Origin of the sequence: Novacetimonas hansenii JCM 7643, from assembly GCF_000964405.1 — a bacterium.
Taxonomy (GTDB): domain Bacteria; phylum Pseudomonadota; class Alphaproteobacteria; order Acetobacterales; family Acetobacteraceae; genus Novacetimonas; species Novacetimonas hansenii.
The window spans coordinates 1-21,260 of sequence record NZ_BANE01000215.1; the positions used below are offsets into that span (position 1 = coordinate 1).

Genomic DNA, 21,260 nt, shown 5'->3' on the forward strand with positions numbered 1-21,260 from the left:
CCGCAAGGCATTGTCAGTGCTGAAAAACTTTCGAATCAGGCTCTGATTGGGGGAGTTCGCCCAAGGGACAAAACGCAACCCTATGATCTGCAGCATACGATAGCAGCGTTTTTCTGGCGCCATGAGCATGGCGCGAAATGGCGGAGCATCACCGCTGAACTGGGTCCGGGGTGGCGGGTGGCCCAGCTTTTCATCCTCTGGGCGAAACTCGGCGTATGGGAACGCCTGCTCGAACGGGTTAAGGAACAACACGGAGCGGTGCTCGGAATGACTTTTCTGGGTGGCTCGAACATCGGAGCTCACCACCAAGCGGCGGAAGCCCAAAAAAGGGGCCTCTTTCGAAGAGCGAGACCATTATGAAGCAATGGGCCGTTCCGGCGATGGCTATGGCACAAAAGCCTGCGTGATCGCGGACGGGCATGGAAAAGGCTTGGTTTTGCGTTGCCCCGGGACAGGCTCATGAACTGTCTCTGGCACCAGCCATGCTCGACAGCGTTCCCGCTATTCCCCTGTGGACGTCGCGAACAAGAACTACGCGTCGAACGTCTTTCGTGAACGGATATGGGACATGGGAGCCCAGCCGGCCATTCCCGCGAAACGACACGATGGGCCGGTCGCCTGCCCCACATAAAAAACTTAAGGCCGCATACTTAGTAAGTATGCGGCCTTAAACACAAAAATAAAAACAGATTTATAATATAAATAATTTATTCAATGGAAATAATTTCCCCTCATTCCCACTCGATCGTGCCGGGCGGCTTGGAGGTGATGTCGTATGTCACCCGGTTGATGCCACGGATTTCGTTGACGATGCGACCTGCAACACGATTGAGGAAGCCCATGTCGAACGGGTAAACATCGGCCGTCATGCCATCCGTGCTGGTGACGGCGCGCAGCGCGCAGGCATAATCATATGTGCGTCCATCGCCCATGACGCCCACCGTCCGCACCGGCAGCAGCACGGCAAAGGCCTGCCAGATGGCATCATACAGCCCTGCCGCACGGATTTCCTCCAAGAAGACCGTATCGACACGACGCAGCAGCGCGAGCTTTTCGCGCGTGATCGCACCGGGGATACGGATCGCCAGTCCCGGTCCGGGAAACGGGTGACGTCCGACGATCGCCTCGGGGATGTCAAGTTCCCGGCCAAGGGCACGGACCTCGTCCTTGAACAGTTCACGAAGCGGTTCAACCAGCTTCATCTTCATCCGTTCGGGCAGGCCACCCACATTATGATGCGACTTGATGGTGACGGACGGGCCGCCGGTAAAGCTGACGCTTTCAATCACGTCGGGATACAACGTGCCCTGCGCCAGAAACTCCGCCCCACCAAGCTTGGCGGCTTCTTCCTCGAACACCTCGATGAACAGGCGGCCGATGGTCTTGCGCTTGATTTCAGGATCACTCACCCCTTCCAGCGCAGAAAGGAACAGGTCCGAGGCATCGCGATGGATCAGGTGGATGTTGAAGCGATCACGGAATGTCTTGATGACCTCATCCGCCTCACCCGCGCGCAGGATGCCCGGATCGACGAAGATACATGTCAGCTGCTCCCCGATGGCCTGATGGATCAGCACTGCGGCGACCGAGGAATCCACACCACCGGACAGGCCGCAGATCACCCGCCCCTTGCCCACCTGTTCGCGGATACGCGCGATTTCCATGTCGCGGAACCCGGCCATGGTCCATGTGCCGCGACATCCCGCGACATCATGGGTGAAATTACGCAGCAACGCCGCACCATGCGGTGTATGGACCACCTCTGGATGGAACTGCACACCATACAGGCGCCGCCCCTCGTCCGCGATGATGGCATAGGGCGCGCCCTCGCTGATGGCGACGGCCTGAAAACCGGGCGGAAGCTTTGTGACACGGTCGCCATGGCTCATCCACACCTGTTCACGGCTGCCGCGTGCCCATGTGCCACGGAACAGGGCGCAGTCCTTGACGATCTCGATATGGGCGCGACCAAATTCGCGATGTTCGTGATGTTCGACCGCACCGCCAAGCTGCAGGCACATGGCCTGCTGACCGTAACAGATCCCCAGCACGGGAACATTCAGGGCGAAGACAACATCCGGGATCCGGGGGGCACCTTCGTCAAGCGTGCTTGCCGGGCTGCCTGACAGGATGATCCCACGGGGGGCAAAGGCGCGTATCTTCGCCTCGTCACTGGAAAAGGGCCAGATTTCGCAGTACACACCGCTTTCACGGACACGGCGCGCAATCAGCTGGGTCACCTGGCTGCCAAAATCAAGGATCAGGATCCGGTCTTCGTGCAGGGTCTCTTCCAGGGCCTCGCCTGCGCTGTCGATCTGGGATGCTTTCACACTCTCGCTCATTCTCACTCTTTCGGTCGCGGCATGACGCATGCAACGGGCACGGCCCCTGCCGGGCCTGATGTTGCAGATGTCGGATATGCGTTGCCACACGACGTAGCACAACATCATTGTGCATGTCGGCTGAATATATGGCGTGACGATTATATTGACCTGACTTCACACCTTGATTTTTTTTCGTACGGAATCACATGGCTATACCATGAAAACGTTGCATGCCGGTTTGTTTGTCCTGATGGCGGCCACGGGCGCCATGATATTTTCTCCTGCATCGGCCCATCCGGCGGATGCGGAACATGACCCGATCGGACTATGGACGGGCACACTCGTCACCGATCAGGGCACGTGCGAGGAAACACGCGCGCCCTCCACCTTTCAGGTGGATCAGACGCGCACGACCTTCACCCCCGCCGATGGGTCGATCACCCTGCATGGCAGGCCTGAACCCCTTCATCAGCATTATCACCTGCAGGAAGTCATCTCCCCCCCCGGTAGCAAGCCATTCCCGATGGTGTTCGAGGCCCATCCGCAGGGCAATACGATTGTCGGCACTTACGGCACGCCGCGCTGCCGGGCACATATCGTGCTGACCCGCCCCTGACGGGGGGCAGCAGGCACCATCACGCAATAGGCATCACCCATACCCCACCCGCGCATGGCCTTTTACCCCTGCCGGGCGCTATAATGCATGCATGTCTGGGATTTCGACAATTTCCGGCGCGGTCCTTGCGGTCGTGACACGTGGTGACCGCCTGCTGCTGGTGCAGCGCCGCAATCCCCCGGACCGGGGTTTGTGGGGGTTTCCCGGCGGACGCATCCATGCCGGGGAAAGCTTCATGGATGCCGCCGAACGCGAATTGCGCGAGGAAACCGGCGTCGTAACGCGGGCGGAAGGACCACTGACGGCATTTGACCTGATCGAACGCGATGCGACGGGCGCCTTGCGCTTCCACTACCTGATCGTGGCGGTGAAATGCACGGATCCCGGCACGCATACCCTCAAGGCAGGGGATGATGCCTGCGATGCAGGCTGGTTCGACATATCACATGTGCGTGATAATCCCCAACTCATGAGCAACGGCCTGCTGGAACTTGGGCAACTCGCGCTGTCACCACGCGGGGTCATCCCATGGCCCCATACGACACAGCACCGTGGATATCGTCAGGTTCCAGCGACGACCGAGGGTACAGACACATGACACAGCACACCCGCCGCGTCCTTGTCGTTGAAGATGAGGAAATGATCGCAAACCTGCTTCTGACTGTCATAGAGGCATCAGGCCCACAGGTATCCTCCTGCGCCAGCGTGGCCAGTGCGATGGACACGCTGGCACAGGGCACGTTCGACGCCGCCCTGGTGGACCTGACATTGCCGGATGGTACGCCCGATGGGGTTATTGCGGCCCTGCGGGCGAAAAACGTGCCCGTTATCGTCATCAGCGGTGATCCGGACCGCCTTGGCCGCCATCCCGACCTGCCGGGGCTGAGCAAGCCGTTCCGCATGAAAACACTTATGGCGCAGCTTGAAGCATGTCTTGCGGAGGGGATGCCTGCGGCCCCGTCATAGGCGCGCGCGACAGGATGGCGATACCCGGTGGCTGATCGGGCGGTACAGGATCGGCCATGCGCACGCGATACAGATCCAGCGTTTCCGCATCACGGATGCGCCCATGGCGACGCAGGCTGCCCACGGCCTCGACCGTTGCGAAATAGCGCCGGTCAAAAACACGCCGGGGATTGCATAGCATAAGCCCCTGCCCGCGCAGTTCGTGCGGCAGGTTGAACAGCGTCCATCGCGGCTCCATCCCCGCAACCGTGCGATGCGGCAGATACAGCGCCAGTTCGGACGCGGTCCCATAATCGCAGGCCGTCACAAAGTCCCCCGGCATGGCACGGCCATCCACATCCGCCGCCAACGCGGGCCATCCCCCCACCTGCCGCAGCATGACGTCCGTATGCGCGGACAGGGGCAATGGTTCAAACGCCGCCTGGACAAAAACCAGGGCACACAGAACACCGCCCAGTGCCACGGCGGGCTTCCACCCGGCCCATGTCACCTGCGCCGCGGCAACCGCCAGCAACGGATACACGATCACAGGCCAGTTCGCCTGCACCCGGTCGCCAAGCGCATGCATGGCAAACACGACCATGGGAACCAGCATCATCCACAGCAGCACGCCCTGCGCGGGTACGCGCCGCGCGTTGCGCACCACCAGCATCATCCCCACGATGAACATGACAAAGATGCCCGGTGTCGCCAGCCCGACCTGCCCCCCCACCAGTTCCCCCAGGAAGCCGAGCGCCCGCCCCGCGTGCCAGTCCCCCACGCGCCCCCCCTGCCGCAGCAGGCTGGCCCAATGGTGGGTGGCGTTCCACCAGATAACGGGGGAAACAGCGACCAGGGCCACAATTCCACCCAGCCATGGCGCGGGACGGCGCAGCCACGCGCGCCCTGCGCCATGCAGCAGCAACCATGCAACGATCCCCGCCCCCGGCAACACGGCCGTATATTTGCTGTCGAACGCCAGCCCCAGCGCCGCGCCACATACCAGCCACCAGCGCGCATGGCCCGTCGCCATCAACCGTCCGACCGCCCACAACATGACTGTAATGAAAAACAGCAACGGGGTATCAGGCGTCATGACCACGGCATTGACCCCCATCGCCAACGTCGCCTGCAACAGGGCAACACCACGGATCACGCCACCATCATCGCCCCTAGCTGACGGTTCGGGGAATGGTGCATGGAAATCGCGGATTGCCTGCGCCAGAAAGGGAATCGCAAACATGGACGCCATCGTCCCGATCCAGCGGATCCCCGCCCCACCATCACCAAACAGGGCACACCCCGCGCGTATCCACAGGGCAACCATCGGCGGATGATCCAGATATCCCGCCGCCGGGGCATGCGCCCATACCCAGTAATAGGCCTCATCCGGGGAAACGGGCAGGTACCAGCCAAGGACAAGGCGCAGGCAGAGCGTCCCCACCAGAAGCCCGCACCACATCCGCAGCGACATCACCGGATTTTCCATATAAGGGTGGAAGACACGGCATAATTCCAGACTGCGGCGATGGCGGCCCCCGCCATGCTTGCGCTGCCCCAATGGCGTGGCCCGCTGCTGAGGAGCATCTGCGCCACGCCGACATTCGCCACCGCCCCGACTGAACAGATCAGCACGAACAGGCACAGCCCAGCCGCCAGCGCCATCCCATGCAGACGACAGTCCCGATAGGTCAGCCGGTTGTTCAGCCCGAAATTGACGATCATGGAAACATAGGTCCCGACCACCTGCCCCACCGGAAATGTCACCCCACACTGCAACAGAACCGACAGCACCCCAAGGTTCACACCGATACCCAGCAAACCGACAAGGCAGAAGCTGATGAACCGGACCGGAAGATACCCCCGGCACAGCCGGTCCAGCATCATGGCCGCGAACTGAAGCAGGACAACAGAATCCAGCTTGCTTTCACCCGCCGCGCGACTGCGGAAGACAAACGGGATTTCCGCCACCCGCAGGTCCATGGGGGCCGACATGATGATATCGAGCAGGATCTTGAACCCCGTGCCGGACAGGTGTGGCGCGGTCGCGATGAACACGCTGCGGCGGATCGCGAAAAAACCGCTCATCGGATCGCGGACATCGACGGGCATGAGACGTCGTGCCACCCGGATTCCGACATCCGACAGCATCTGCCGCCAGCGGTTGGCAAGGCCACCGGCATCCCCCCCTGCGACATGACGGCTGCCGATGGCGATATCGTTCCCACCCGATGCAATCGCATCAAGCAGTTGGCCAAGGCAGCGTTCATCATGCTGCATGTCGCCATCCATAACCGCGACAATCATGGCAGAGGATGACAGCACCCCCTCGATCACGGCAGAGGACAGGCCACGCCGCCCCAGCCGCGATATCCCGCGCACACGCGCGTCGTGCGCGGCAAGGGCACGCACGACATCCATCGTCCCGTCAGGGGAGCTGTCATCAACAAAAATGACCTCCCATGACCGTCCCGCCAGCGCATCGGCCAGCGCATCGACCATGGGACGCACATTGTCGCGTTCATTGTAACAGGGCACCACGATACTGACCTGCGGCGGCGGGCAGGGTTCCCGCCCCGGCAGGCCATGATCGTCAGCCATCAACACCAATGCCGCGTCCTTCCGGCAAAACATGGCGCATACATGCCCGCGCCCAAATGTATCAGACCGGAACGCCCGGCCGTTCAAGGCTGCTGCGGATGGTCTGCAGCGTCTGGACCCGGACCACATGGGCGGCTTCGGTCAGGCGACGCGTCAGCATGTTTTCATGCGTCGCATCACGGGCAACCAGACGGACGAGGAAGTCCCCACCACCACGGATCATGTGGCATTCGCGCACCTCGGGCCATGCCGAAATCTCGGCCTCGAACGCGGACAGGACCGCCTCCTTCTGACTGTCGAGGCCGATCAGGGCGAACAGCGTGATCGACCAGCCAAGGCTCGCCGCGTCGGTCTGCGCGTGATAGCCAAGGATGACCTTCTCTTCCTCCAGACGCCTGACGCGGCGCAGGCATGGCGGGGCGGAAATACCCACCCGGCGTGCCAGTTCCACATTCGTCATGCGTCCATCGGCCTGAAGTTCGGCAACAATCCGCCGGTCAATCGCGTCGAGTTCCGTCATCCGTTCAGCCATGTCCGTTTCAATCTCAATCCCCCGGGATCGTTATCCTGTCCCGATATGCGGTAATGATGCCTCTCCTAGCCTAACCCTTGCCTTCACGCCAGTGGACGATCATACCATTCCCACCATCAATCATTTCTCCACCGTTCACCACTAAGCAAACCGGTTCTGATCCCATGCCCAACACATACACTACCGACCTGCTTGTCATCGGCGCAGGCCCCGCCGGATATACGGCCGCCATCTATGCCGCGCGCGCCAGCCTCTCCCCCATCCTTGTCGCGGGACTACAGCCGGGGGGGCAACTGATGATCACCACGGATGTCGAGAATTATCCCGGCTTCGCCAAGGGCGTGCAGGGCCCCGAACTGATGATGCAGATGGCGGCACAGGCCGAACATGTCGGTACGAAACTGGTGGATGACATCATCGTTTCATGCAGTCTGACACGCGACCCGCAGACGGGAATGTTCCGGGCGGTGGGGGATTCGGGCGATACCTACCTCGCACGCAGCGTCGTCATCGCCACCGGCGCACAGGCGCGCTGGCTGGGCATTCCCGGTGAAAAGGAATATCAGGGCGGCGGTGTCTCGGCCTGCGCCACGTGCGACGGCTTCTTTTATCGCGGCAGGCGGGTGGTCGTCATTGGCGGCGGCAATACAGCAGTGGAAGAGGCGCTGTACCTGACCCATCATGCCACCCATGTGACGCTGATCCACCGTCGCGACACATTGCGCGCGGAAAAAATCCTGCAGGACCGCCTGTTTGCCAACCCACGGATTTCGGTCATGTGGAACACTGCGGTTGACCGCATTATCGGGTCCGGCACCCCGCCCGTCGTCACCAGCATCGACGTTCACGATACCGTGACGAATGCCCCCGCCACGGTGGAGACAGATGGCGTGTTCGTCGCCATCGGCCACAGCCCGAACACCGAACTGTTCCATGGGCAGGTCGAAATCGATGCCGATGGCTATATCACGACCACACCAGGCAGCACCCGCACATCGGTCGCAGGCGTGTTCGCCGCAGGCGATGTACAGGACAAGGTCTTCCGCCAGGCCATCACCGCGGCAGGTACCGGATGCATGGCGGCACTGGAAGCTGAACGCTTTTTGGCAGAAAATCCGTCATAAACTCGCCATAGTTCTTGACCTGCTCTGGTATTTCCTTCACCACAGCCAGAACGTCATAACAAATGGCAACTTTGAATTAGGAACGGAGTCAACGCGTGGACTGGGATAAACTCCGGATATTTCATGCAGTAGCCGAGGCTGGGTCCTTCACCCATGCCGGCGACGTGCTTAACCTGAGCCAGTCTGCGGTGTCCCGACAGATCTCCGCTCTGGAAGAGGCGCTGCAGGTTCCCCTCTTCCATCGACATGCACGTGGCCTGATCCTGACCGAACAGGGCGAAACCCTGAACCAGACGGTGCGTGAAGTCTTTTCCAAGCTGGCGATGACGCAGTCCCTGCTGACCGAAAGCAAGGAGAAGGCGGCCGGGCGCCTGCGGGTCACGACCACGACGGGCTTTGGCACATGCTGGCTGACGCCACGCCTGCATCGCTTTATGGACACAAACCCCGACATCTCCATCACCCTGATCCTTGAGGATAACGACCTCGATCTGGGCATGCGTGAGGCAGATGTTGCAGTGCGCATGCACCCACCACGCCAGCCCGACCTGATCCAGCGCCATCTGGCGGATTTCCCGCTGCCGATCTATGCCGCGCAATCGTACCTGAATGAACACGGGACCCCCACCACGCTTGAGGAGCTGAATGCCCATAAGCTGGTGCTGTTCGGGGGGTATCACCCACCGGTGCCGCACATCAACTGGCTGGCGGAAACCGGGGTGCCGTCCGATGAACGCCGTCAGGCCCGGCTGGAGGTCAACAGCCTTGCCGCCATGGCGGGCGCCATCGCAGCAGGCATCGGGATCGGGTCGATCCCGCTTTATGCGGCAAACCAGTATCCCAATCTTGTCAAGATCCTGCCCGAGGTGCCGCTGCCGACGGTGGATGCCTACTTTGTCTATCCAGAGGAACTGCGCACCTCCAAGCGTGTGGCCGTGTTCCGCGACTTCCTGCTTGCGGAAATCAACGCCCGCCACTGACCACGGGCAAAAACGACCCAGCATGAAAAAAGGCCCTGCTTTCCAGCAGGGCCTTTTCATTATGCAGCGCCATGGGCACATGGCATCAGCGACATGCCGCCACCCGTCAGCTTTCCGCGCCATCCTGATGGTTGACCCGTTCACGCAGTTCCTTGCCCGCCTTGAAAAACGGAACGACTTTTTCTTCCACGGCGACAATTTCACCCGTGCGCGGGTTGCGGCCCGTGCGCGAGTCCCGCTTTTTTACCGTAAATGCGCCAAAACCACGCAATTCAACCCGATCCCCCCGGGCCAGCGCCGCGCTGATTTCATGAAATATGGTTTGTACAATCTGCTCTATATCACGAGCGGGAAGATGTGGATTGGCTGCGGCAAGTTCGGCAATCAACTCCGATTTGGTCATCCTGCTTCCCTCTATATATTTTATGTAAATTAAGGTTTCCAGATCGCAACGGCCCCGTCAAGATCACCACCGGGCCGAAACAGGCCATCCAGACGATCCGATTCCGCAACAATCCCCATGACACTTCCCAACAGATGCCGCATCCAGTCAAGATGAAATGACGGGCGCGGTTTCATATCTTCAACATCAACAGTTTCAGACAGATGCAGGGTCCGGATCAACCATTCCTTTGCCTCCTCCTCCCCCCCGATCTGATCCACCAGACCAAGCGAGAGGGCCTGCGACCCCGTATAAGGGCGCCCATCCGCCAGTTCGAGCACCTTTTCGCGTGGAAGGTGGCGTCCCTGCGCCACCATGGTGACAAACATGTCATAAAGATCGGCGATCACACCCTGCAACATTTCCCGCCCCTGTGGCGACAGAGGCTGCACGGCGGAGGGCTGCCCCTTCATCGGGCCGGAGACAAGCTGGTCAACCCGCACCCCGACCTTGTCCAGCAGGCCAGAGACATCCGGGGCCTGCATGATGACCCCGATGGACCCGGTAAGGGTGGAATGATGGGCAAACAGACGCTGTGCGGGGACGGCAATCATATAGCCAGCCGATGCGGCAAGACTGCCCATCGATACGGCCACAGGCTTCTGCCGCGCGAATTCCGCAATCGCGTCATGTAATGTTTCACCCCCGGTAACGGCACCGCCGGGGGTATTGATATCCAGCAACATCCCCTTCACGGCGGGATTGCTGCGTGCCCTGCGGATCAGGGCAAGCGTATCGGTGGTATCCGAACCGACCACCCCATCAATACGCAGCCGCACGAGATGGTCACGTCCATCACCGCGCGCGCCCCATATGCCCCGCCCGGATATCGCCAGAAGGCCACAGGCAAACATGGCGACCGCAACGATACGCCACAATATCAGCCGCCGCCGCAGGGACAGACGTTCCAGTGCCAGATCTGCGTCAAATGCCATGCGACCCGCGCAACTTCATGACTGCATCAATAAAAACCGGAACAGGTCCCGGCCATGGCATCCCACGGCCGGGCATCATACCCCATTCAGGACGCCTTGCGCCCACGACGCGGCTTGGCCGGGGTTTCGGCGCTGGCCTCGCTCGGGGCTGCGGTGATCTTGCGCCCCAGGCCAATTTCACGCGCCAGGGTCGAACGACGCTCGGCATAGTTGGGGGCGACCATTGGATAATCGCTCGGCAGGCCCCAGCGTTCACGGTACTGTTCGGGCGTCATGCCATAGGCGCTCTGCAGATGACGCTTGAGCATCTTGAGCTTTTTGCCATCTTCAAGGCAGACGATGTAATCGGGGAAAACCGAACGCTTGATCGGCACGGCAGGCTGAAGCTTCTCCGGCTCGACCTGCGGCTGATCCAGGGAGGTCAGGGCCTGGTAAACCTGCTTGATGAGATCAGGAACAGTATCCGCCCCAACGGCATTATTGGAAACATGAGCCGACACGATCTGCGTGGTCAGTTCAAGAAAAGAGAAATCCTGTTCAGCATCCGACATAATTCTGTTCCATTTCTTCAATCATGATGGATGCCGTCTTTAAAACATCCATCATCTGCATCCTGAATACGCACTACCCAATAAAACGCGCAAATACAATATGCATCTTATGTGGCTTCGGATTAAAATACGGAAATAACCTTTAATAAACATCCCTTCCCCATCACGAAACCATCACGACAGAGCGGCTCTGGATCATGGTTTTCATGATATCCGCCACGTTTCCGGCGAAATCATCGCATATGAAATCATAAAACATATTTTCAGATTGAAACTTGATGTAACATTGTCCGGGTCTGAAAATAATGATTATTCAGACCCGGCCGCCGGCGAATGGCAATCCTGCATAACGCGCGGTCATGGCGCCGGATGAACAGGAACAGCGATACTATTCCCCGCACGCAACGCGCGCAAAACGTGCGGCGGATACCTGCGAAGAACGTGAAGCGACCGGATTCACGGCCCCTGCCCCGCATTCCTGCATACCGGGAACCGCGTCACAAATATTAATATCGGGGTCCATTATTGAAAACATCAGGCGAATACGCGTTGCTTCTTCGTCCGTAATGATCCGGTAAATGACCTGTCGCGCTTCCTTGCGGGTCACGACTATTTCCGCACGCCGCAATTCGGCGAGCTGCTGGCTCAGGGTCGGTTGGCCTATACTGGTGGCACTTTCGATCTGGCCGACACTTTTTTCCCCTTCCAGCAGGGTCGCAAGCACAAGCAGCCGCTGTGGCTGGGCAAAAAGGCGCAGACGGTGGGCCAGAAGTTCAGCAGCCTCCCGCGTGCGGGGGAGCCTGTCTACTATCGCATTCATGATCAGTTACCGTAACATTGCCGAATATGGCAGCCGAGGAAGAAAAAAAGAAACCATGCCCTAATGCCGCGACGTCCATATGCAACCCCATCGACATTGTATGTTCACAGGCCTCATTACCCATATGTCGATTACACCCCAAGAGTTTACATAAAATACGGATTATTTTACATACATGAATATATTAACTGTATAACAATTTGCCTTCCCTCCGGGGATGGGCGCATACCCGGACAACCGCGTCACGCGCGCACCGAATGCAGGATTCATACGATGCAACTCTATTCCCTCAGCCCAGATTTCACCGCCGCATCCCAGATCACGCCCGATGACCTGCCGCAAATTGTCCAACAGGGATTCCGCAGCATCATCTGCATGCGCCCCGATGCGGAAGAATATGGACAGCCGACAGCAGAAAGCCTGAAGGACGCGGCACTGGCCGCCGGCCTGCAATTCGCGTGCCTGCCGGTCGTGCCGGGACATATCACCGAACATGAAATCACGCAGATGCGCGCGGCGCTGAAGGACATGAACGGCCCGATTCTGGGTTACTGCCGTTCGGGCAACCGTGTGGGACAACTCTGGACCCTTGCCCGGCAGCCCTGATTTCACCACTGCCGTCCCTGCTTCAAGCCTTATAGATTACTGCCTACGGAGTGCCCCATGCCCACGGTTGTCCTGGCCCACAGTCTGGATTTCGTGACATGGCGCAACGCCACGCGCACACTGGCCCTGCACGGTATTCCCGCCACGGATATCATCTGGCGCATCCGCGATCCCGCGGATGCGGCCATGCAGACCGGCATTACCGCCCCCCTTCACGCCGACACATCGCCACGCTCCACCTTTGGCGTTCCCCGGGCCATGATGCGCCTGGTGCAGGACATATTGCAGGCCGAAACGCCGGATCGCTTTGACCTTGCCTATCGCCTCGTCCTGCGGCTGGCCACTGGCGAAGACCCTGCCCGCAGACCTGCCGATGACGCCGAAATCCTGCGCGCCCGGCACATCGCACAGGACGTGCGGCGCGAAACACTGGCCTTTCGCACCCATGTCGCGGCATCCCACGATCCCACGCAGGCCATCATATGGGACGCCGCCGACAGCCTCGTCGCATACTGCAACGCACGCTTTGTCACGCTGCAACGTTCATTCCATCCATGGCACGTTCAGATGGGGGAACGCGTGATGCGGTGGGACGGCACCACCCTGCATCCCGGCACGCCCCTTGAAGGCGCGGATCCCGCCTCCTTCCCCTCACCCGCCCTCCCTCTGGCGGAGGGGATGGACATCGAACGCATCACAGCCCTGCCCGCCGTGGCAGAGGCCGCGCGATCCTGCCTGACCTGCGCCATGGCGCACCATGCGACCCAGACCGTCTTTGGCGAAGGGACCACCACCGCGTCACTGATGTTCGTCGGGGAACAGCCCGGCGATCAGGAAGACCTGGCGGGCCGTCCCTTTGTCGGCCCGGCGGGGCAACTGTTCGACCGCGCCCTGCATGAAGTCGGCATCGCACGCGATGATGTTTATGTGACCAATACGGTGAAGCATTTCAAATTCTTCAACCGCAATGGCCGACGCATCCACCAAAAAGCAGGCATGGAGGAAATCCGTGCCTGTGCCCCATGGCTGCATGCGGAACGCCGCATGGTGCGCCCACGCCTGCTGGTCATGCTCGGCGCGACTGCGGCCAGCGCAATCCTGCAACGCTCTGTCGTTATAGGACGCGAAAGATCCCGCCCGATCACACTCGACGACGGGACATGCGGACTGGTGACGGTGCATCCCTCTTTCCTGCTGCGCCAACCCACAGAGGACGCGCGATCGCGCGAATATCTGCGCTTTATCGAGGATCTGCGCCTTGCGCGGAGCCTGATAACATCATGATCCGCATCCCATCCATTCACGGATGGAACAAATGCAGCGATCATTCCCTTTCCATGACAGGTGCTGCGTCCCTGCCACGAGGAAAGCCAATGACTGATATGCGCTCCCGACACCGTTACCTGCCGCATTCTTGGTTTATCAAGGGACCGCCCCCAGTACCGCCGGAAGCCGCATATTGTGCCTGCTGAACTGAAGATCGTCCCCTCTTTCGTCGCGCGTGTCTTCCGTGGACGAGATTTCTCGATTCTCTCTCCCCCCGGCTACAACCGCATGAGTCGCCTCAAGTGGCTCTACGCCCCCACGCCAGAGGCCATAGCCTTTGCGCTGCGTACGACGTTCGCCGCCCTTATGGCGCTGACCATCGCGATGTGGATGGAACTCGACAGTCCGCCCTGGGCGGCCATGACGGTGTGGATCGTGGCGCAGGGGTCGCGCGGGGAAAGCCTGTCAAAGGCGCGATGGCGTCTGGTGGGCACGGCACTGGGCGCGATCAGCGCGGTGGTGATCGTCTGTTCCTTTCCCCAATCGCCCTGGCTGTTCTTCCCGGCATTGAGCATCTGGATCGGCATCTGCTGCGGTTGTGCGACGCTGGTGCGCAACTTCCGCTCCTATGCACTGGTGCTTGCGGGCTATACCTGCGCGATCATCGCCCTTGCCGCCAGTCAGGACCCGGACAACATCTTCATGATCACCATGTCGCGCACGACCTATATCGTGCTCGGCATCTCGTGCGAAACGCTGGTGGCGGTCCTGTTCGCGCACAATCTTGCCACCGCCGCGAAAAAGAACATGCGGCAGAAGATCCAGACTGCGCTCAGCACCTCTACAGAGGCGGTGGCCAACCTGCTTGCCGGCGACGAGCAGGCCTTCATCCGGTCACGTGCGCTGTTCGGCACCATCTTGTCGATCAATGACCAGATCGAATTCAGTGAAGTCGAGATGGGCCCCCACGGGCATGAAGGCGATCACGCGCGCGCGGCACTTGCGGCCGTGTCCGTCCTGCTGTCACGCGGGCTGGGCATGATGGCGCGCATCAAGGCGCTGGGCACGGTCAACCCGGTCTTTACCGAAACCAGCCTGCTGACGCGCACCTTCCTGCTGGGCCTTCCGGGGCGGCTGGAATCGGACACACAGATACAGCAGGTCATGACGGACCTGCAGGACCTGCGCAGCGTGTGCCGCCAGCGCATCATCGACGCCCTGACCGAAGAACTCGCCGCGGCGGCACCACACGATACCGACACGATCGAACGACTGCTCAACTGCCGCATCCTGCATAACGCGCTTGACGAACTTCTGGGCGAGCTGGAGCAGGCCATTACGGAGTTTGACGCCAGCCAGCACGAAATCCGCGGCGATCATTTCCATTTCCGCCTGCAAGCACACCGCGATTTCAAGGAAGCCCTGTATAACGGCATCCGCGCGGCAGTGGCAATCGGCGCATCGGCACTGATCTGGGAGGTCACGGCCTGGTCGAACGGGATTGGTTTCATCACCATGGTGGCGGTGACGTGCGGCCTGTTCGCCACACGCGAAAACCCGGTCCTGGGCACCCTGAACTTCCTGCGCGGCGCGTGCTGGGCGGTGTTCGTGTCGGCCTTTCTTGTGCTGCTGTTCATCCCGCGCCCGGCAGAATTCGAAATGCTGGCCGCCGTCCTTGCGCTGCCGATGATTGCCGGCGGCCTTGCGGCACGCAACCCGGCAACGGCGGGGGCTGCGGCGTCCTACTCCCTGTTCCTGCCCAACCTTGTCAATCCCGGCAACCAAAGCCGCCTGAATGAAATTGCATATTTCAACGCCTCCTTTGCCCTGTTGTGCAGCATCGGCTTCGCCGTACTGATTTTCCGCGCCGTCCTGCCTTTCAACAGTGACGAAGAACGCTGGCGCATGCGCAACCGCACCCTGCATGACCTGCGCCACCTGGCATCGGCCAACCCGCTGCCGCAGCCAAGGGCCTGGATCGGGCGCAATACCGACCGTTTCTCCCGCCTGATCCGCCATGCGGGGCCGACCCCTTCCCCCACGATCGAGGCCTATTTGCAGGGCACGCTGTCGGCGATGACAATCGGGCTGAACATCATCCGCCTGCGTGTCGTGCTGGAACGCAGCCAGTTGCCGGAATCGGCCAACCGCGCCATTACCCTGTTCCTGCATCGCATGGCGCAGTTCAGTGGCCGCTATGGCCGTACGGCCCGCGTGGCCCGTGGCGCGACGCGGGTGCTGCGTATCCTCGAAGGGAAGGAAACCAACATTACCTCCCGCGTGGAAATGACACGCGCCATTGCCTATCTGCTGGTCATTTCCTATGAACTGGATGCAAATGCAGCGTTCCTTGACGCCTCGCAGCCCTATCGTTCCAGCGAAATGATCGGCTAGCAGCAGGATGCCCGCACCACCCACGCCCGATATCCTTGCCCTGCGGGGGCGGGTCGTCACTTTTCGCGACAACCCGTTCACCACCGACCCGGTTGCTGCACTCCATCATGAGGAAGACGGGCTGCTCATCATCCGCGACGGGCGGATCGCGCAAATGGGCACATATGCCGATACCCTGCGCCACCTGCCCGCCGACACGCAGGTTACACATTACCCAGACTGCGTGATTTCAGCCGGTTTCGTGGACACCCACGTCCATTACCCACAGCTGCCCATGATCGCCGCATATGGCGAACAGTTGCTGGAATGGCTCGAACGCTACACCTTCCCCACCGAAAGCCGCTTTCGCGATCCGGCTTATGCGCGTGATATTGCACGCAGGTTCCTTGCCGGACTTCTGCGATGCGGCACGACCACGGCGGCGGTTTTCTGCACCGTCCATCCCCAATCGGTTGAGGCATTCTTCAGCGAATCAGAACGCCTCAATACACTGATGATCGCGGGCAAGGTGCTGATGGACCGCAATGCCCCACCGGACCTGCGCGATACGGCACAACGCGGGTATGACGAATCCCTTGCACTGATGACGCGCTGGCACGGGCGCGGGCGGCAGATGTACGCCGTCACCCCGCGCTTTGCCCCCACCAGCAGCGAGGAACAGCTTGAACTGGCGGGCGCACTTCTGGCCCGTGACCAGACCGTCTTCATGCAGACCCACCTGGCGGAAAACCTGGACGAGGTCGCATGGGTACGCAGCCTGTTCCCCGCACGCCGGTCCTATCTGGATGTTTACGCGCATGCAGGGTTGGTGCGGCCACGCGCCATCATGGGCCATGCCATCCATGTTGATGAACCCGACCTCATGACCTGCCATGACAGTGGATGCGCACTGGCCCACTGCCCGACCTCCAACCTGTTCCTTGGCAGTGGCAGCTTCCGCCTGTTCGATGCGCTGGACCCACGACGCCCCGTCCGTGTGGGGCTGGGCACCGATATCGGCGCAGGTACCAGCCTGTCGCAACTGCAGAGCCTGAACGAAGCCTATAAGGTCGCGCAGGGAACGGGCCATCGCCTCCACCCCGTGCAGGCCTTCTGGCTGGCGACGGCAGGCGGTGCGCAGGCACTGCACCTCGACCACAGGATCGGGACGATTGCACCGGGGATGGAGGCGGATTTGTGCATCCTCGACCCGGAGGCAACACCATTGCAGGCCCTGCGGGCACAATCGTGCGATTCGATCAGCGACCTGCTGTTTTCCCTGATGATGCTGGGTGATGACCGCAGCATCCGCGCCACCTATGTCGCAGGACGCAGGGTGCATGAACGCGCATGACGCCCCAGACATCCGACAGGCGGCGGCTCCTCATGCGGTGATGGGCCGGCCGCAAGATCGTCCGTATGCACGACCCCGACGGACCAACCACCCCTGTTTGGGATCGATACCTGCCTCACGAAGATCGTGACTGCCGGAAACTGCTGATTTTTTTGTGGGTTCTGCTGTTGCGCCTGCCTGCTCAGGTTTATGACGGCATGGCGTGACACTGGCGGAGAGGGTGGGATTCGAACCCACGGTACGCTTGCACGCACAACGGTTTTCGAGACCGCCCCGTTCGACCGCTCCGGCACCTCTCCAAATGTCAGCGGCGTTGGTGCGGGCTTATACGGTGCGCCCGCAACGCGCGCAAGGGGGCAGGTGGATGTTTTTTACCTTCCCCGCCCTGCCCCCATACCGGCCCCCATACATGATGCACGACATGGCAGGAATCATGCCCTGAATCATGCCATGCCGTGGGATTAGCGATTGACGCGCCCGACATTGCCCGATAGAAGCCAGCCCTCAATCCCTGCGCAGACAGGGGGTGCCGCGCGTGGTTTCGCGGCCAACGTCAAAAAGCGACCGGGTCCTGCCGCCTGTACCATCATCCCAGATGGCGCCGCGCTGACCCAGAGATCGGAAAGATAGAGAATTATGTTTGCAGTTATCCGCACCGGCGGAAAGCAGTACCGCGTTTCCAAGGACACCGTCCTGAAGATCGAGAAGCTGGAAGCCGAAGCCGGCGCCACCATCACGTTCGATCAGGTTCTGGCCGTTGGTGGCGAAGGCGCTGCGACGATCGGCAGCCCCACCGTTGCTGGCGCGACCGTCACCGCGACCGTGATCGCGCAGGACCGCCTTGCGAAGGTGATCATCTTCAAGAAGCGCCGCCGGCAGAACAGCCGCCGCAAGAACGGCCACCGTCAGCCCGTGACCGTGGTGCGTATCGCCGCAATCAACGCTGCCTGATCCCCGCCCCCACGGGCAATGAGACTGCCCATGGGACCAGGTCGAGATCAGTCAACAAGTTTCAGGAGTTCAGGCAATGGCACAAAAAAAGGCAGGCGGTTCCTCCCGCAACGGACGCGATAGCGCCGGTCGCCGCCTCGGCGTCAAGAAGTTCGGTGGCGAAAGCGTCATCGCAGGCAACATCATCGTCCGTCAGCGCGGCACGAAGATGAAGCCGGGTCAGAATGTCGGCCTTGGCCGCGACCATACGATCTTCTCGCTCGTCGATGGGCATGTGAAGTTCGAACGCCGCGCCGAAGGCCGCGTGCATGTTTCGGTCGAAGCCCTGCCCGCAGCAGCGGAATAAAAAACGCTCCCACCCGGGAGACAGTTTTCGACCAGAAGGGGACGGTCACGTGGGGCCGTCCCCTTTTTCGTATCGATACCACGGCGTGTTTCTGATATCAGACACGTCCATGGGGCTGCCACCGGCCCAGATCGGACCCGTGAGCGATGAAGTTTCTTGACCAGGCCAAAATTTTCGTAAAATCCGGTGATGGCGGTGATGGCGTCATCGCGTTCCGGCGCGAAAAATATATCGAATTCGGCGGCCCCGATGGCGGCAATGGCGGACGGGGCGGCGATATCATTTTCGTGGCCGTAGCCAACCTGAACACCCTGATTGATTTCCGCTATACGCAGCATTTCCGCGCGCGTAAGGGCGGCAATGGCGCAGGGTCGGACCGCACGGGGGCCGCGGCCCCCGCCGTGGTCATACAGGTGCCGGTGGGCACGCAGATTTTCGATGATGACCGCGAAACGCTGCTTGGCGATCTTGATGAGGCAGGCAAGCGCCTGCTGCTGTGTCGCGGTGGCGATGGTGGCCGGGGCAATGCGCATTACAAGACCAGCACCAACCGCGCCCCACGTCGGGCCGATCCGGGCTGGCCGGGGGAGGAACGCTGGGTCTGGCTGCGGCTGAAGCTGATTGCCGATGCCGGCCTGGTTGGCCTGCCCAACGCGGGCAAATCGACCTTCCTGTCGGTTGTATCGGCCGCACGACCCAAGATCGCCGATTATCCTTTCACCACCCTGCATCCGCAATTGGGCGTCGTACGCCTGTCGGTGACGGAAGAATTTGTCATCGCCGACATTCCTGGCCTGATCGAGGGCGCGCACGAAGGTACGGGGCTGGGTGACCGCTTCCTTGGCCATGTCGAACGCTGTGCCGTGCTTGTACACCTGATCGACGGCACACAGGAAGATGTGGTTGCCGCATGGCGGACCATTCGCCACGAACTGCATGAATATGGTGGCGGCCTGGCGGAAAAGCCGGAAATCATCGTCCTGAACAAGATCGATGCAATGCTGGACGAAGACATTGCCGAACGCTGCGCCCTGCTGGAACAGGCCAGCGGCGCACCGGTGATGACCATGTCAGGCGTATCGCGGCAGGGCGTGGACAAGGTGCTGCGCCTTGTGCAGGATCAGATCACCCGCATCCGCGCGGATGAATCCGACACCCCCGCCTGAACGCGTGGATAGAGACAGCCGTGACAGTCCCCCTTCCCTTACCCAGCCTGCAGAACGGACAGCGTATCGTCGTCAAGATCGGCAGTGCCCTGGTTGTTGATGCCGAAACCGCCTCCCCCCGGCAGGAATGGCTGGAAAGTGTCGCGGCCGATATCGCCGCCCTGCGCACACACGGCGCGCAGGTCATTGTCGTTTCCTCCGGTGCGATCGCCCTTGCCCGTCACCAGCTTGGCCTGACGCGCCGGGTGCTGCGACTGGATGAAAAACAGGCCGCTGCGTCCGTGGGACAGATCCGTCTGGCGCAGGCATGGACCAACGCCCTGTCGCGACATGGCCTGAATGCAGCGCAACTGCTGCTGACGCCCGATGATACGGAACATCGCCGTCGCTATCTCAATGCACGTGCGTCGCTCAATACACTGCTGACGCTGGGCTGTGTGCCGATCATCAATGAAAACGATGCCATTGCGACGACCGAAATCCGTTTTGGCGACAATGACCGTCTGGCGGCACGTGTGGCGGAAATGACCACGTCGGACCAGCTTGTGCTGCTGTCGGACATTGACGGTCTGTATACCGCCGACCCGCGCACAGACCCCGGGGCGCAGCACCTGCCGGTGGTCGAAAGCCTGACGGAAGAGATCGAATCCATGGGGGGCGCCCCCCCGCCCGGCTATTCCTCTGGCGGAATGCGCACAAAGCTGATGGCCGCACGGATCGCAACCCAGGCAGGATGCGCCATGGTCATCGCACAGGGCAAGCCGCTGCATCCGCTGCGCGCACTGTGGGATGGTGGGCGCTGCACATGGTTCCTGCCCTCGCCCGATGCACGATCTGCGCGCAAGAAATGGATTGGCGGCAGCCTGACACCCGCAGGGCACCTTGTCATCGACGATGGGGCGGTCCGCGCATTGCAGAGCGGTTCCTCCCTGCTGCCTGCGGGAGTACAGGCGATTGCGGGCGAATTCGATCGCGGCGACCTTGTCAGCGTAATGGACATGCATGGACATTGCATCGCCCATGGCCTGTCCTCCTATGGCGCGGCGGATGCCGTGCGCATCGTGGGCCGTCAGTCGGACGAGATCGAAAATATCCTTGGCTGGCACGGTGGCGATGAAATCATCCATCGCGACGATCTGGTGCTGAATGACCGGTCCTGTGCGCAGGCTTCCTGAACCCTTTGGGATGCAACGAAAGCCAACCAAGGGGCCTCGCTGCACAAGCAGGACAAACACCCCACTGAAATAATGAAGCCTGTCGAAAAACAAGCTGTAGAGAGTGTTTGAAAACAAGAAAAGTTTTTGGGTGCCGCCTTTTTTCAAAAAGGC

22 protein-coding genes and 1 tRNA gene are annotated in these 21,260 nt (G+C 60.9%); 14 read left to right on the forward strand and 9 right to left on the reverse strand.

Going from position 1 to position 21,260, the window contains the following annotated elements; translation table 11 throughout:
• The coding region (locus tag B7G66_RS19150; RefSeq protein ID WP_200146829.1) for a transposase at window positions 1-360 on the forward strand (360 nt) is incomplete at its 5' end.
• A 371-nt stretch (window positions 361-731) separates the two neighbouring features.
• Here B7G66_RS19150 and guaA read toward each other — a convergent pair.
• Entirely contained in the window at window positions 732-2,342 is a 1,611-nt protein-coding gene (gene guaA, locus B7G66_RS13300; RefSeq protein WP_040510884.1) for a glutamine-hydrolyzing GMP synthase, read from the reverse strand.
• Window positions 2,343-2,541: 199 nt separating this feature from the next.
• Here guaA and B7G66_RS13305 point away from each other — a divergent pair, with 199 nt between their 5' ends.
• From B7G66_RS13305 to B7G66_RS13315, 3 genes are all read left to right on the forward strand, one after another.
• Window positions 2,542-2,940, forward strand: a complete 399-nt coding sequence (locus tag B7G66_RS13305) for a hypothetical protein (protein WP_048859278.1) — start codon at window positions 2,542-2,544, stop codon at window positions 2,938-2,940.
• Window positions 2,941-3,031: 91 nt separating this feature from the next.
• Window positions 3,032-3,538, forward strand: a complete 507-nt coding sequence (locus B7G66_RS13310) for an NUDIX hydrolase (protein ID WP_003620503.1) — start codon at window positions 3,032-3,034, stop codon at window positions 3,536-3,538.
• Window positions 3,535-3,906 carry a response regulator gene (locus B7G66_RS13315; protein ID WP_040510886.1) on the forward strand — a complete coding sequence of 124 codons (372 nt, stop codon included), beginning with the start codon at window positions 3,535-3,537 and terminating at the stop codon, window positions 3,904-3,906. Before B7G66_RS13310 ends, B7G66_RS13315 begins: the two co-directional genes overlap by 4 nt.
• Here B7G66_RS13315 and B7G66_RS13320 read toward each other — a convergent pair.
• The 3 genes from B7G66_RS13320 to B7G66_RS13330 all read right to left on the reverse strand — a co-directional run bounded on the left by B7G66_RS13320 (window position 3,851) and on the right by B7G66_RS13330 (window position 7,018).
• A complete protein-coding gene (locus B7G66_RS13320) occupies window positions 3,851-5,359 on the reverse strand; it encodes an ArnT family glycosyltransferase (protein ID WP_141312880.1) in 1,509 nt (502 codons plus the stop codon). The two genes, B7G66_RS13315 and B7G66_RS13320, sit on opposite strands and share 56 nt — an antisense overlap.
• Window positions 5,359-6,486, reverse strand: coding sequence for a glycosyltransferase family 2 protein (locus B7G66_RS13325; protein ID WP_003620510.1), 1,128 nt, complete (start codon window positions 6,484-6,486; stop codon window positions 5,359-5,361). The genes B7G66_RS13320 and B7G66_RS13325 overlap by 1 nt, the downstream gene beginning before the upstream one ends.
• A 61-nt stretch (window positions 6,487-6,547) precedes the next feature.
• Window positions 6,548-7,018 (reverse strand): Lrp/AsnC family transcriptional regulator, encoded by a 471-nt coding sequence (locus B7G66_RS13330; RefSeq protein ID WP_040510887.1) that lies wholly within the window; start codon window positions 7,016-7,018, stop codon window positions 6,548-6,550.
• A gap of 164 nt (window positions 7,019-7,182) precedes the next feature.
• Here B7G66_RS13330 and trxB point away from each other — a divergent pair, with 164 nt between their 5' ends.
• The gene (trxB, locus tag B7G66_RS13335; RefSeq protein WP_003620512.1) at window positions 7,183-8,142 is read left to right on the forward strand and encodes a thioredoxin-disulfide reductase; all 960 of its coding nucleotides are present in this window, start codon (window positions 7,183-7,185) and stop codon (window positions 8,140-8,142) included.
• A 95-nt stretch (window positions 8,143-8,237) separates the two neighbouring features.
• The gene (locus B7G66_RS13340) at window positions 8,238-9,122 is read left to right on the forward strand and encodes a LysR family transcriptional regulator (protein WP_040510888.1); all 885 of its coding nucleotides are present in this window, start codon (window positions 8,238-8,240) and stop codon (window positions 9,120-9,122) included.
• A 106-nt stretch (window positions 9,123-9,228) separates the two neighbouring features.
• On the opposite strand, the gene ihfB is transcribed toward B7G66_RS13340, so the two are convergent.
• The 4 genes from ihfB to B7G66_RS13360 form a co-directional block, all read right to left on the reverse strand.
• Window positions 9,229-9,525, reverse strand: a complete 297-nt coding sequence (gene ihfB, locus B7G66_RS13345; RefSeq protein ID WP_003620514.1) for an integration host factor subunit beta — start codon at window positions 9,523-9,525, stop codon at window positions 9,229-9,231.
• A gap of 29 nt (window positions 9,526-9,554) precedes the next feature.
• Entirely contained in the window at window positions 9,555-10,499 is a 945-nt protein-coding gene (gene sppA / locus B7G66_RS13350) for a signal peptide peptidase SppA (protein WP_003620515.1), read from the reverse strand.
• Window positions 10,500-10,585: 86 nt separating this feature from the next.
• On the reverse strand, window positions 10,586-11,050 hold the full coding sequence (locus B7G66_RS13355) for a MucR family transcriptional regulator (RefSeq protein WP_003620516.1): 465 nt from the start codon (window positions 11,048-11,050) through the stop codon (window positions 10,586-10,588).
• Between the two features lie 388 nt (window positions 11,051-11,438).
• Window positions 11,439-11,870 (reverse strand): ArsR/SmtB family transcription factor, encoded by a 432-nt coding sequence (locus B7G66_RS13360; protein ID WP_003620518.1) that lies wholly within the window; start codon window positions 11,868-11,870, stop codon window positions 11,439-11,441.
• A gap of 273 nt (window positions 11,871-12,143) precedes the next feature.
• Here B7G66_RS13360 and B7G66_RS13365 point away from each other — a divergent pair, with 273 nt between their 5' ends.
• The 4 genes from B7G66_RS13365 (at window position 12,144) to guaD (ending at window position 17,469) form a co-directional block, all read left to right on the forward strand.
• On the forward strand, window positions 12,144-12,476 hold the full coding sequence (locus tag B7G66_RS13365) for a TIGR01244 family sulfur transferase (protein ID WP_003620519.1): 333 nt from the start codon (window positions 12,144-12,146) through the stop codon (window positions 12,474-12,476).
• 57 nt (window positions 12,477-12,533) lie between these two features.
• Entirely contained in the window at window positions 12,534-13,760 is a 1,227-nt protein-coding gene (locus tag B7G66_RS13370) for a UdgX family uracil-DNA binding protein (protein WP_003620520.1), read from the forward strand.
• A 177-nt stretch (window positions 13,761-13,937) separates the two neighbouring features.
• The gene (locus B7G66_RS13375) at window positions 13,938-16,136 is read left to right on the forward strand and encodes an FUSC family protein (protein ID WP_040510889.1); all 2,199 of its coding nucleotides are present in this window, start codon (window positions 13,938-13,940) and stop codon (window positions 16,134-16,136) included.
• A gap of 7 nt (window positions 16,137-16,143) precedes the next feature.
• Window positions 16,144-17,469 carry a guanine deaminase gene (gene guaD, locus B7G66_RS13380; RefSeq protein WP_003620524.1) on the forward strand — a complete coding sequence of 442 codons (1,326 nt, stop codon included), beginning with the start codon at window positions 16,144-16,146 and terminating at the stop codon, window positions 17,467-17,469.
• Window positions 17,470-17,678: 209 nt separating this feature from the next.
• On the opposite strand, the gene B7G66_RS13385 is transcribed toward guaD, so the two are convergent.
• Window positions 17,679-17,768 (reverse strand) — tRNA-Ser (locus tag B7G66_RS13385).
• A gap of 337 nt (window positions 17,769-18,105) precedes the next feature.
• On the opposite strand from B7G66_RS13385, the gene rplU reads away from it, so the two are divergent.
• From rplU to proB, 4 genes are all read left to right on the forward strand, one after another.
• Window positions 18,106-18,420, forward strand: a complete 315-nt coding sequence (gene rplU / locus B7G66_RS13390; RefSeq protein WP_003620526.1) for a 50S ribosomal protein L21 — start codon at window positions 18,106-18,108, stop codon at window positions 18,418-18,420.
• Between the two features lie 76 nt (window positions 18,421-18,496).
• A complete protein-coding gene (rpmA, locus tag B7G66_RS13395) occupies window positions 18,497-18,766 on the forward strand; it encodes a 50S ribosomal protein L27 (protein ID WP_003620528.1) in 270 nt (89 codons plus the stop codon).
• A 146-nt stretch (window positions 18,767-18,912) separates the two neighbouring features.
• The gene (gene obgE / locus B7G66_RS13400) at window positions 18,913-19,932 is read left to right on the forward strand and encodes a GTPase ObgE (RefSeq protein ID WP_003620531.1); all 1,020 of its coding nucleotides are present in this window, start codon (window positions 18,913-18,915) and stop codon (window positions 19,930-19,932) included.
• 20 nt (window positions 19,933-19,952) lie between these two features.
• Window positions 19,953-21,107 (forward strand): glutamate 5-kinase, encoded by a 1,155-nt coding sequence (proB, locus tag B7G66_RS13405; RefSeq protein WP_003620533.1) that lies wholly within the window; start codon window positions 19,953-19,955, stop codon window positions 21,105-21,107.
• Window positions 21,108-21,260: the final 153 nt, after the last annotated feature.

Bases quoted from the DNA above. Each gene is read 5' to 3' on its own strand.
- B7G66_RS13355 (WP_003620516.1), bottom strand. From the start codon at position 11,050: ATGTCGGATGCTGAACAGGATTTCTCTTTTCTTGAACTGACCACGCAG.
- guaD (WP_003620524.1), top strand. From the start codon at position 16,144: ATGCCCGCACCACCCACGCCCGATATCCTTGCCCTGCGGGGGCGGGTC.
- B7G66_RS13360 (WP_003620518.1), bottom strand. From the start codon at position 11,870: ATGAATGCGATAGTAGACAGGCTCCCCCGCACGCGGGAGGCTGCTGAA.
- B7G66_RS13325 (WP_003620510.1), bottom strand. From the start codon at position 6,486: ATGGCTGACGATCATGGCCTGCCGGGGCGGGAACCCTGCCCGCCGCCG.
- trxB (WP_003620512.1), top strand. From the start codon at position 7,183: ATGCCCAACACATACACTACCGACCTGCTTGTCATCGGCGCAGGCCCC.
- B7G66_RS13315 (WP_040510886.1), top strand. From the start codon at position 3,535: ATGACACAGCACACCCGCCGCGTCCTTGTCGTTGAAGATGAGGAAATG.
- sppA (WP_003620515.1), bottom strand. From the start codon at position 10,499: ATGGCATTTGACGCAGATCTGGCACTGGAACGTCTGTCCCTGCGGCGG.
- B7G66_RS13310 (WP_003620503.1), top strand. From the start codon at position 3,032: ATGTCTGGGATTTCGACAATTTCCGGCGCGGTCCTTGCGGTCGTGACA.
- guaA (WP_040510884.1), bottom strand. From the start codon at position 2,342: ATGAGCGAGAGTGTGAAAGCATCCCAGATCGACAGCGCAGGCGAGGCC.
- B7G66_RS13330 (WP_040510887.1), bottom strand. From the start codon at position 7,018: ATGGCTGAACGGATGACGGAACTCGACGCGATTGACCGGCGGATTGTT.
- B7G66_RS13305 (WP_048859278.1), top strand. From the start codon at position 2,542: ATGAAAACGTTGCATGCCGGTTTGTTTGTCCTGATGGCGGCCACGGGC.
- B7G66_RS13365 (WP_003620519.1), top strand. From the start codon at position 12,144: ATGCAACTCTATTCCCTCAGCCCAGATTTCACCGCCGCATCCCAGATC.
- B7G66_RS13320 (WP_141312880.1), bottom strand. From the start codon at position 5,359: ATGTCGCTGCGGATGTGGTGCGGGCTTCTGGTGGGGACGCTCTGCCTG.
- rpmA (WP_003620528.1), top strand. From the start codon at position 18,497: ATGGCACAAAAAAAGGCAGGCGGTTCCTCCCGCAACGGACGCGATAGC.
- B7G66_RS13370 (WP_003620520.1), top strand. From the start codon at position 12,534: ATGCCCACGGTTGTCCTGGCCCACAGTCTGGATTTCGTGACATGGCGC.
- rplU (WP_003620526.1), top strand. From the start codon at position 18,106: ATGTTTGCAGTTATCCGCACCGGCGGAAAGCAGTACCGCGTTTCCAAG.
- ihfB (WP_003620514.1), bottom strand. From the start codon at position 9,525: ATGACCAAATCGGAGTTGATTGCCGAACTTGCCGCAGCCAATCCACAT.
- obgE (WP_003620531.1), top strand. From the start codon at position 18,913: ATGAAGTTTCTTGACCAGGCCAAAATTTTCGTAAAATCCGGTGATGGC.